The sequence below is a fragment of the Paraburkholderia aspalathi genome (assembly GCF_900116445.1).
GTDB classification, from domain to species: Bacteria; Pseudomonadota; Gammaproteobacteria; order Burkholderiales; family Burkholderiaceae; genus Paraburkholderia; species Paraburkholderia aspalathi.
On sequence record NZ_FPBH01000070.1, the window covers coordinates 1 to 9,580 of the forward strand.

Below are 9,580 nucleotides of genomic sequence, written 5' to 3' on the forward strand. Positions count from 1 at the left end.
GATCGGCGTGGTCCGCGCGAGCAGAATCATGAGATCGGAATGCTGGATCCGGGAGATCCACACCTTCTGACCGTTGACGACGTATCTGTCGCCTTGGCGAGTCGCGGTTGTCTTGAGCTTGGTGGTGTCGCTGCCGGTCGTCGGCTCGGTCACGCCCATCGACTGAAGCCGCAACTTTCCGCTGGCGATTTCCGGAAGGTATTTAGCCTTTTGCTCTGCCGAGCCGTGCCTGAGCAGTGTCCCCATGTTGTACATCTGCCCGTGACACGCACCGGAATTGCCGCCGCTGCGGTTGATCTCTTCCATGATCACCGAAGCTTCGGTCAGTCCGAGCCCGGAGCCGCCATATTCCTGCGGAATAAGGGCCGCAAGCCAACCGGCGTCGGTTAGAGCTTGCACAAAGGTTTCAGGGTAGGCGCGTTCCTCGTCGATCTTGCGGAAATACTCGGCGGGGAAGTTGGAACACAAATCGCGAACCGCTTCGCGAATGTCCTGGTAGGGGTCAACGTTAGCCAGCACTTGTCTCTACTCCTCAGAGTTCATTTTTGAAAAATATACGCGGGTGCCGTTAGCGTCGCCTCGGCATCGACGCACAACACGCCGTCGGAATCGGCCGCCCAGAGCTTCACTTCGGTCGGTCCCGGGGCACGGGCCGCGTAGATAAAAAAGGGGGCGCAGTCAAATAGCGGGTTGACCGCTTTGAATGAGAAAGATGCAATCGATTCGTCAGGAAGGCTGCGCCGGACTAGATCGATCAGCAACGTCGCAGTCAGTGGCCCGTGAACGACCAGCGCCGGATAGCCTTCCTGTTCCTGGGCGTAGGTGCGGTCATAGTGAATGCGGTGGCCGTTGAAGGTATCGGCGGAGTAGCGAAAGAGCAGTATCGGGTCGGGCACGATCTCCCGCTTCCAAGTGAACTCCGCAGGCGCGCTCGGGCCGGTTGCCGCGGTATACGCCGTCGTTGCGGATTCGCGGTACACAATGTCTTGCTCCTCGGAAACCAGCGGACCTTCGAGGTCTTCCAGTTCGTGACGCAGGCGCACAAACACGAGCTTTCCTGTGCGCCCTTCTTTGGCGGCGACGTCAAGAATCTGCGACGTCCTGGTGACTTCGCTGCCGACCACGAGCGGACGTTCGAACCGGACCCGGCTGCCCGCCCACATGCGTCTGGGTAGTGGCACTGGCGGCAAGAATCCACCGCGTTTCGGATGTCCGTCCGCGCCGACCTGCGATTGCGAAACGATGTGGGGAAACAACGCCCAGTGCCACAGCGGAGGCAACAGAGAACCGGCATGAGGGACGTCCTCGTAATCCAGCGTCGCGGCGAGTTGTTGCGCAAGACGTGGTGAGACGAATTCGCGTTCGGCCTGTGTGCGGCCGATCCAGGTGCGCAGGTAGTCGAGTTCAGCAGTCATGGGGGCATCGGGTAGCGTCGTTCACGCTAGATTGACGCACCGGTCTGCTGACTACAATTTGTGTGTGGAGAAGAGGGCTTTAAGCGCAGACTAACTGCTGACGTTCAGGCCGGCTGGGCCTCATGATCGGTTTTGCACTTCTGCGTGAGGAGGTCGACCAGCTCCCGCGCGAAAGACGGCAACAGGTCGAGGCTGCGCACGCAGATCAGCAGATTGCGCGTCGCCCAGTCGTTCTCGATTTCAACGAGGCGGATGTTCATGGTCTTCACGTAGCGCACCGCTGACGAGCAAGGCAGCACGCCGATCCCGACGTTGGCCTCGATCATCCGGCACAGCGCTTCGAAGTTACCTACTTCAATGCGTACCTGAAGCTTCTTGTGCATGTCGCTTGCTACGCGGTTCAGAAAGGTATGAATCGCGCTAGCTTCGGGCATTCCGACGAAGTCAAACCCACTTGCCTCTTCAAATGGAATGGACGTCTTCCCGGCGAGGGGGTGCGCATTCGAGACCGCCAATATGAGCCGGTCTGAGCGGTACGGCAGGACTTGCAGAGATTCAGGCCTGACGTTGCCGGCGACTATCCCGACGTCCGCCGTGCCTTCACTGACCGCACGCACGACGTCATGGCTCAACCGTTCGCGAAGTTCGACGTTCACGTCAGGATGTTCCGCGAGAAAGTCACGCAGGTCGTTAGGTAAGAATTCAGTTGTAGCGGTAGTGTTCGCAAAGATCCGCACATGACCTTTGATGCCGCGCGCGTACTCCTGCATGTCGCCGCGCAGCTGCTCGAGTTGCGACAGGACCAACCGGGCGTGGTGAAGGAATGCCTGACCCGGCGGCGTGAGCGTAACGCCCTGGCTGGTCCGATACAGCAGCTTGGTCCCCATGCTTTCTTCCAGATTCTTGATCCGGGTGCTTGCAGCAGGTACGGACATATGAAATCGCTCGGCGCCACGCGTCAGGCTATCCGTCTCTGCGATACATGTGATGAGACGAAGATCAACGAGATCGAAATGCATGGCCATGATACGTGCTCCGAATGAAGAGATGCCCCGTTGATCCAGTGTAGCAAATAGCAGAAAGCCGCAAATCGGTATTTACGATGTTTTCCATCAAATTCTCAAGAGTCTCTATAGCAGAGCGCTATTGGAGGGTGTTGGCATCCTCCATCTTTCTATGATTGTGCAGAACTCCGCAAAATTAAAGGTGACTAGATCAAGACCGGAACAATTTTGCGCTGGACAATCGGTTCAAGGTGGCGTGCCGCGTTAGTCAGAGCGGCAAAGCAGCCCAAACCATTCAATCTGGAGAAAGCGATGTTGATTGCGCCGTTCAAAAACGAGCCGTTCGATTTGTTCGACACCGAGAGTGCCAAAGCAGACATGCAGCAGGCTCTGAAAGAGGTGCGTGCCGAGTTTGGCAAGACCTATCCGCTGGTGATCAATGGCGAGCGCGTGCAGACCGAAGCGACACTCGTCTCGACGAATCCGTCGAACCCGGACGAGATCGTAGGCTATACCGCCAAGGCGACGACGCGGCACGCGGACGCCGCGCTGGAAGCCGCCTGGGCGGCCTTCGAATCATGGAAGCGTTGGAGCCAGGAAGATCGGTCGCGCGTCATGTTGAAGGCCGCAGCAATCATGCGTCGGCGCAAGCGCGAACTCGAGGCATGGCTGGTCTATGAAATCGGCAAGAACTATGTCGAAGCGAGCGCCGAAGTCGCGGAAATGATCGACTTCACCGAGTACTACGCACGTCAGGCGATCAAGCACGTCGGCGGCCTCGGTTCGCTGATTGATTATTCGGGTGAGGAGAACGAGAGCTTCTACATTCCGTTGGGCGTGGGTGTGACGATTTCGCCGTGGAATTTCCCGATGGCGTTAATGACCGGCATGACGGTCGGCGCGATCGTGGTGGGTAACACGGTTGTTTGCAAGCCTGCTGAAGATACGGTGGTGTCACTGGCGAAGATCTTCGACATCTTCGCCGAAGCAGGGCTGCCGCCTGGCGTGGTGAATTATCTGCCGGGCACCGGACGCGAAATCGGGTCGTATCTGGTCGCCCATCCGAAGACGCGCTTCATCAACTTCACGGGCTCGCTCGCAACCGGTGCCCAGATCAACGAGTCCGCCGCGAAGCTTGCCGAAGGCCAGAAATGGTTCAAGCGAGTGTTTCTTGAACTCGGTGGCAAGGACGCGATCCTTGTCGATGAAACGGCCAATCTCGATGACGCAGCGACTGCAGTGATCCAGGCAGCGTTCGGCTATTCCGGCCAGAAGTGTTCGGCTTGCTCGCGTCTGATCGTGGTGGATTCGGTCTATGACTCCTTGCTCGAGAAGGTCGTTGCGAAGACGAAGGAACTCGTTGTCAGCGAGGCGAAGGACAATCCGAGTTTTGGTCCGGTGTGCAATGAGTTGCAGTACAAGAAGGTACTGTCGTACATCGATATCGGTCACACCGAGGGCAAGCTGTTGACTGGCGGCAAGGCTGTGGAAAACGCAGCGGGCTATCTGATCGAGCCGACCATCTTCGGCGACGTGTCGCCTCGCGCGCGCATTGCACAAGAGGAAGTGTTCGGACCGTTCGTCGCCGCGATTCGCGTCAAGGATTTCGACGAAGGTCTGGCCGTGGTCAATGACACGGTCTACGGGCTGACCGGCGCGCTCTTCTCGAACGACCGCAGCCGCATCGAACGAGCACGCCGTGATTTCCACGTCGGCAATCTGTACTTCAACCGCAAGTGTACGGGCGCGCTAGTTGGTGTTCAGCCGTTCGGCGGCTTCAACCTCACGGGTACCGATACCAAGACGGGCGGTCCCGACTACCTTCTGCAGTTCCTGCAAATGAAGGCAGTGGCTGAACGTCTGTAAGCACCTGTGTTCCGGGGCGCCACCGACAGGCGACCCCGGTTCACGCACTGGGATCTTCATATAAACGGAATGAACACAATGGGCTTCATTGCAGACCGCATTGGCCAGATCGCCCCTGCGCAGACGATGGCAATGGCAGCAAAAGCGGCAGAACTACGTCGTGCCGGGAAGAACATTATTTCCCTGTCGCAAGGCGAACCAGACTTTCACACGCCCGAGAATATCCAGGCTGCGGCGATTCGTGCGATGCGCGAAGGCAAGACACGCTACACGGAGGCCGCGGGCATTCGGGAGTTGCGCGAGGCGATCGTCGCGAAACTGAAGCGCGACAATGGCGTCGACTACCCAGTGGATGGCGTCAGCGTGTCCGTCGGTGCGAAGCAGGCGATTTTCGCGGCCTTTTTCGCGACTCTTAACCCGGGCGATGAAGTGATCGTGCCCGCGCCGTGCTGGGTCTCCTATCCGGAGATCGTCAAAATGGCGACCGGCACGCCCATCGTCGTGGCGTGCGACGAAGCGGCAGGGTTCAAACTGACGGCTGCGCAGCTGGAGGCGTCGATCACGCGGCGCACCAAGTGGCTGATGCTGAATTCACCATCGAATCCGACCGGGGCGGTTTACTCGGTTGAAGAACTCCGCACCATCGCCGAAGTACTGCGTCGACATCCCCATGTCTGGGTGCTGTCGGACGACATCTACGAGAAGCTCATCTATACCGGAAGCCCGTTCGTCAATATTTTGAACGTGGCGCCAGAGTTGCAGGAGCGCACGCTCGTCATCAACGGCGTCTCCAAGGTGTACTCGATGACAGGCTGGCGGATTGGCTATTCCGCCGGACCGGCTGCGCTCATCCGCGCCATGAATCTGGTGCAAGGGCAGATTGTGACCAGTGCGTCGTCGGTGTCGCAATACGCCGCGATTGAAGCACTCAATGGTGATCAGTCATTCGTCGAGAGATCGCGATCGGCTTTCGACGAACGCCGGAAACTTGTAGTCAAAACGCTGAGCGACATTCCGGGACTCCACAGTAACGAACCCGAAGGCGCGTTTTATGCGTTTATCGGCTGCCATGGCGTCATTGGAAGCCGTACGCCGAGCGGCAGGCTTCTGGAGAACGACCAGGACTTCGTCATGTACCTGTTGGAAGAGGCGAACGTGGCAGTGGTTTCAGGTTCCGGTTTTCTGCTCTCGCCGTACTTCAGACTCTCTTATGCCGCATCACTCGACGACTTGAACGAAGCGCTCGCCCGGATTCGCGCCGCGTGTCAAAGCCTCGAAACTGTAGCGGTCTGATAGTCCGTTATTCACACACTGCTCGGCTCTCAGGAGCCAACGAGCCTTCGAAGGTAAATCATGAGCGAAAGGATTGTCATCACGGGTGGTGGTGCAATTGGTTGTTCAATCGCGTATTTCCTGAGCCTCCAGAAGATGCCCGGACGTGAGATCTGGGTGATCGAAAAAGATCCGACCTACAGAATCGCATCATCGTCGCTCTCGGCCAGTTCGATCCGGCAGCAGTTTTCAACGCCCATCTGCATTCAGCTATCGCAGTTCGGTTATGACTTCTTCTCCTCCTGCGAGCGGGAGAAGGCACGGTATGGCGCCGGTGTCGATCTGGTGGATTGCGGCTATCTGTTCGTGGGTAATTCGCAGCAGGAGAGCGTGCTACGTCGGCGGAGCGCACTGGCCAGATCGTTAGGCGTCGAACTGCGGGAGCATTCCGCTGCAGCGTTGCAGCAGCGCTACCCGTGGATGAACGTCAGCGATCTGACTTATGGCGTTGAAGGCCTTGCAGGCGAAGGTTGGTTCGATGGGTACAGCGTGATGCAATGGTTCAGAAACCGTGCGAGAGAGGCGGGCGTTCATTTCACTACGGGCGAAGCGGCGGGCTACCGTACACGCGGAGACCGGATTACCCATGTCGAACTGACGGACGGGCGGGAAATCTCCGGAGACACGTTCATGAATGCAAGCGGAGCGTGGTGCGCGCCTCTTGCAAAAAGCGTGGGTGTCGATCTGCCGGTTCGGCCGAGACGGCGTTCGGCGTTCGTCGTGTCATGCCCGACATCGATTCCGGATATGCCGATTCTGATCGATACATCTGGCGTATACCTGCGCAGGGAGCAGAACCATTTCCTGTGTATCGTCTCGCCTTCGGCGGAGATGGATCTGGACAACCTGCCGCTCGACGTGCAGTTTTCCGAGTTTGACGAGATCATCTGGCCGACGCTGGCAGAGCGGATCCCTGCGTTTGAGGCGCTACGCGTGGAGCACGCATGGGCTGGCTACTACGAATACAACATCCTTGATCAGAACGGTATCGTCGGTCAGTCGGGGCCGGAGAACTCGTTCGTGGCGGCCGGTTTCAGCGGTCACGGCATGATGCACAGTCCCGGTGTCGGCCGTGCAATGGCTGAGCTGCTGACCTTCGGCGAGTTCAGAACTTTGGACCTCTCGCCGCTCTCGCCGGCGCGACTCACTTCGGGCCAACTTGTGATCGAAGAGGGCGTTTACTAGCGCCCGGCAGGCGGTTGATCAGTGTGGATGCAGGCCACGCCCTCGCGCGTTTCGATACTGTCGGGGCGTGAGGTGCGTGGCGGACTTGAATTGCCGCGCAAAGGCACTATGGTCCGCGTAGCCGCAGTCCGTCGCGATATCGGTAATGCTGTTGTCAGTCGTTTCGAGCAGCTTGCACGCGTGGTCGATCCGCAATTTCATCAGCAGTTGCTTGGGCGTCAGATGAAACACTTCACGGGTCAGACGTTCCAATGTGTCGACCGAGATGGAGGCGCGTTCCGCCGCCTCAGTGACCAGGATGTTCTGTCCGAGGTTCTGTTCCAGATAATCCAGATATTCCAGTAAGCGGCGGTAGCCGTGGTGCCGTTCGTCGGGACGGGGCAGATCGCGCGAGATGCCGATCAGTCCGATCGCTTGCCCCTCTTCGTTGAGTACCGGGAACTTGGAGCTCAGGCACCAGTATCGATGCCCCGATCCGGACGAGTAGAGGCGCAGGCGATCGACAATCGGAGACTGGCTTTCGATAACGTTCAGATCTTGCGCGTTGGTGCTTGCACCGGTCACCGGGAATAGTTGGTCGGCCGTCTGGCCGATCACGTCGTCGCGCGCCAACCCACTTCGGTTGATGAGCGTTTGATTGACGGAAAGATAGCGCGCCTGGGCGTCCTTGATGTAATAGAGCACGTCCGGAAAGCAATCGAAGACGCGCTCGAGCATCTCGGGCTGCCGGTCCAACTGTCGAAAGACCTCCACCAACATATCGGAATAGGCCTTGGCGGGCATAAGGGGATCAGCGCGAAGTCACAGTGATCCCGATTGTACAGGGGGTGCAAAGTGGGGCGAGAGCGAAGAAAGCGGTAGGGCGGCAGTTAGCCGCTCCACCGCTTTCCTGCAGGAATCTGCGCCCCGGCGCTTATTGACTCGCGTGGGCCGCGGCGCCAAGCAGTGCTTCACGGAAGCGGCTGCGCAGGTACGGACCGTCGCGGGGAGGAAGGGCGGTGGGCTCGGGATCGGTTCCGACCTTTACCGTGGCGAGCACAGGGCCCCTGGCCTTGAGAACGACGTCGACATACTCCTCAAGCTCGCCCTCGGTGTAGATCGTCGTCGCCTTTTCGAAGCCGGCCGCACGCGCGATTGCCGTGATGTCGACACCTCGCCCCGCGTGGGCCAGTTGCATGCCCGTTTCCGCGTAGTGTTCGTTGTCGATAACGACGATCGAGAGATTGGACGGCCGATCGACGCCCACGGTCGCGAGCGACCCGAGGCCCATCATCATTTCACCGTCGCCAACGAACACGATCACGCGCTTCTCAGGTTGTGCAAGCGCAATGCCAAGACCGAAGCTGACGGCGCCTCCCATCGCACCCCAAAGGTAGAAGTTCTGTGGCGTGTCGCCGGCGGCGGCCACATCGAAGGTCGGATTGCCAAGGCTGGTCACTGCCAGAACGTCCTGCTGCCGATCGCGAAGAATCCGCTTCACCGCCAGTCGACGGTTCAGCGGTGTCGTCTGCTGAGTCATGTTCGTGCTCACTTGTTAAAGTTCTTGGTGCCGATAACGCGCTGCCCGATCAGGACAGCGACCATCCGGGAGGTGTTGTAGCCAAAATTCAGTGCGGCGCGTACGGTCTCGGGGACGTCGGCGGGATCATCCGCGCGGTAGACATAAACGCCGGCCGATTCGAGGGCTTCCTGGGTGGATTTGCCCATGGCGACTTGCCAGGGATTGAATTCGCCCCACTCTCCGCGCATGGTGACCAGCATCACGATGGGCATGCGGCATTCGTGTTGCAGCGAGAGCATGTTGATGCAGTTACCCACGCCGCTCGACTGCAGAAGCAGTACGCCGCGCTGGCCGCCGACCCATGCGCCGCCCATCATGGCCACCCCTTCTTCTTCGGTGGTCAGCGAAACCGCATGGATCTCCGTGTCTGCTTCACAGAGTTCGATAAGACGTTTGTGCCCCGCATCGGGCACGTATGCCACTTGCCGCACGTCAGCGGCTTTGAAATGCTCGAAGATTGTTTCCGGCCAATTGACTGACATGGTGACGAGTTTTGGTAGGTTGATGAAAACGGATAGCCGCGGCGCTAAGCAGGGCCGATCGATTACCTTGCTTTGATGAGTGATAGCGTGCATCAGCAAAAGTCGTCGCTCAATTACTGATTGCGGAAGGCGCGATTAGGCTGGGGTTAACGGGGTTTGTCGGTGTGGATGCACGCGCGGATCCTTCCCGTTCTAGCTTGCGCGCGTATTCGAGCGTCTGGAATGCGGCGTTCCAGAATGCCGAATTCCAACCCTTGGTTTGAGTACGCACACTAGCGTTCAAACGATTGGGGAGGGAACCATGAAGATTGTTGTGCCGGTTAAGAGAGTGGTCGATTACAACGTGAAGGTCCGTGTGAAGTCCGACGGCAGTGGCGTTGATCTCACGAACGTGAAAATGTCGATGAATCCGTTCGACGAAATCGCGGTTGAAGAAGCCGTGCGTCTGCGCGAAGCGGGCGTGGCGACCGAAGTGATCGCCGTGTCGGCGGGTGTCACGCAAGCGCAGGAAACGCTGCGCACGGCGCTGGCAATCGGCGCGGACCGCGCGATCCTGATCGAGTCGGGCGAAGAACTGCAGCCGCTGGCGGTCGCCAAGCTGCTCAAGGCGCTGGTCGACAAGGAACAGCCGCAACTGGTGATCCTCGGCAAGCAGGCCATCGACGACGATTCGAACCAGACCGGCCAGATGCTGGCTGCACTGGCGAACCTGCCGCAAGCTACGTTTGCCTCGAA

General features: G+C 58.9%; 10 protein-coding genes. 4 read left to right on the plus strand and 6 right to left on the minus strand.

From position 1 onward, the window contains the following. The 3 genes from BM438_RS43995 to BM438_RS44005 all read right to left on the minus strand — a co-directional run. Positions 1-519: acyl-CoA dehydrogenase family protein (locus tag BM438_RS43995; RefSeq protein WP_143131879.1), on the minus strand; the 519-nt coding region annotated here is incomplete at its 3' end. A 20-nt stretch (positions 520-539) separates the two neighbouring features. Further along, positions 540-1,415, minus strand: a complete 876-nt coding sequence (locus BM438_RS44000) for an HTD2 family dehydratase (RefSeq protein ID WP_093647776.1) — start codon at positions 1,413-1,415, stop codon at positions 540-542. A gap of 104 nt (positions 1,416-1,519) precedes the next feature. Continuing rightward, positions 1,520-2,440 carry a LysR substrate-binding domain-containing protein gene (locus BM438_RS44005; protein ID WP_093647778.1) on the minus strand — a complete coding sequence of 307 codons (921 nt, stop codon included), beginning with the start codon at positions 2,438-2,440 and terminating at the stop codon, positions 1,520-1,522. A gap of 291 nt (positions 2,441-2,731) precedes the next feature. Here BM438_RS44005 and pruA point away from each other — a divergent pair, with 291 nt between their 5' ends. The 3 genes from pruA to BM438_RS44020 all read left to right on the plus strand — a co-directional run bounded on the left by pruA (position 2,732) and on the right by BM438_RS44020 (position 6,802). Further along, positions 2,732-4,285 carry an L-glutamate gamma-semialdehyde dehydrogenase gene (gene pruA / locus BM438_RS44010; RefSeq protein WP_093647781.1) on the plus strand — a complete coding sequence of 518 codons (1,554 nt, stop codon included), beginning with the start codon at positions 2,732-2,734 and terminating at the stop codon, positions 4,283-4,285. 78 nt (positions 4,286-4,363) lie between these two features. Beyond that, complete coding sequence (locus BM438_RS44015; protein WP_093647783.1) at positions 4,364-5,578, plus strand: pyridoxal phosphate-dependent aminotransferase; 1,215 nt, start codon at positions 4,364-4,366, stop codon at positions 5,576-5,578. Between the two features lie 60 nt (positions 5,579-5,638). Further along, positions 5,639-6,802 carry an NAD(P)/FAD-dependent oxidoreductase gene (locus BM438_RS44020; protein ID WP_093647785.1) on the plus strand — a complete coding sequence of 388 codons (1,164 nt, stop codon included), beginning with the start codon at positions 5,639-5,641 and terminating at the stop codon, positions 6,800-6,802. A gap of 18 nt (positions 6,803-6,820) precedes the next feature. Here BM438_RS44020 and BM438_RS44025 read toward each other — a convergent pair whose 3' ends face one another. The 3 genes from BM438_RS44025 to BM438_RS44035 form a co-directional block, all read right to left on the minus strand. After that, positions 6,821-7,585 carry a helix-turn-helix domain-containing protein gene (locus tag BM438_RS44025; protein WP_093647787.1) on the minus strand — a complete coding sequence of 255 codons (765 nt, stop codon included), beginning with the start codon at positions 7,583-7,585 and terminating at the stop codon, positions 6,821-6,823. Between the two features lie 130 nt (positions 7,586-7,715). Beyond that, positions 7,716-8,321 carry a thiamine pyrophosphate-dependent enzyme gene (locus BM438_RS44030; protein ID WP_093647790.1) on the minus strand — a complete coding sequence of 202 codons (606 nt, stop codon included), beginning with the start codon at positions 8,319-8,321 and terminating at the stop codon, positions 7,716-7,718. A gap of 8 nt (positions 8,322-8,329) precedes the next feature. Beyond that, positions 8,330-8,845 (minus strand): thiamine pyrophosphate-binding protein, encoded by a 516-nt coding sequence (locus tag BM438_RS44035; RefSeq protein WP_093647793.1) that lies wholly within the window; start codon positions 8,843-8,845, stop codon positions 8,330-8,332. A 301-nt stretch (positions 8,846-9,146) separates the two neighbouring features. Between BM438_RS44035 and BM438_RS44040 the strand changes: the two genes are divergently transcribed. Next, positions 9,147-9,580 (plus strand): electron transfer flavoprotein subunit beta/FixA family protein (locus tag BM438_RS44040; RefSeq protein WP_143131880.1); only part of this gene is annotated, 434 nt, incomplete at its 3' end.

Excerpts from the sequence above, each read along its gene's own strand:
- BM438_RS44000 (WP_093647776.1), bottom strand. The coding sequence starts at position 1,415 with ATGACTGCTGAACTCGACTACCTGCGCACCTGGATCGGCCGCACACAG.
- BM438_RS44005 (WP_093647778.1), bottom strand. The coding sequence starts at position 2,440 with ATGGCCATGCATTTCGATCTCGTTGATCTTCGTCTCATCACATGTATC.
- pruA (WP_093647781.1), top strand. The coding sequence starts at position 2,732 with ATGTTGATTGCGCCGTTCAAAAACGAGCCGTTCGATTTGTTCGACACC.
- BM438_RS44015 (WP_093647783.1), top strand. The coding sequence starts at position 4,364 with ATGGGCTTCATTGCAGACCGCATTGGCCAGATCGCCCCTGCGCAGACG.
- BM438_RS44020 (WP_093647785.1), top strand. The coding sequence starts at position 5,639 with ATGAGCGAAAGGATTGTCATCACGGGTGGTGGTGCAATTGGTTGTTCA.
- BM438_RS44025 (WP_093647787.1), bottom strand. The coding sequence starts at position 7,585 with ATGCCCGCCAAGGCCTATTCCGATATGTTGGTGGAGGTCTTTCGACAG.
- BM438_RS44030 (WP_093647790.1), bottom strand. The coding sequence starts at position 8,321 with ATGACTCAGCAGACGACACCGCTGAACCGTCGACTGGCGGTGAAGCGG.
- BM438_RS44035 (WP_093647793.1), bottom strand. The coding sequence starts at position 8,845 with ATGTCAGTCAATTGGCCGGAAACAATCTTCGAGCATTTCAAAGCCGCT.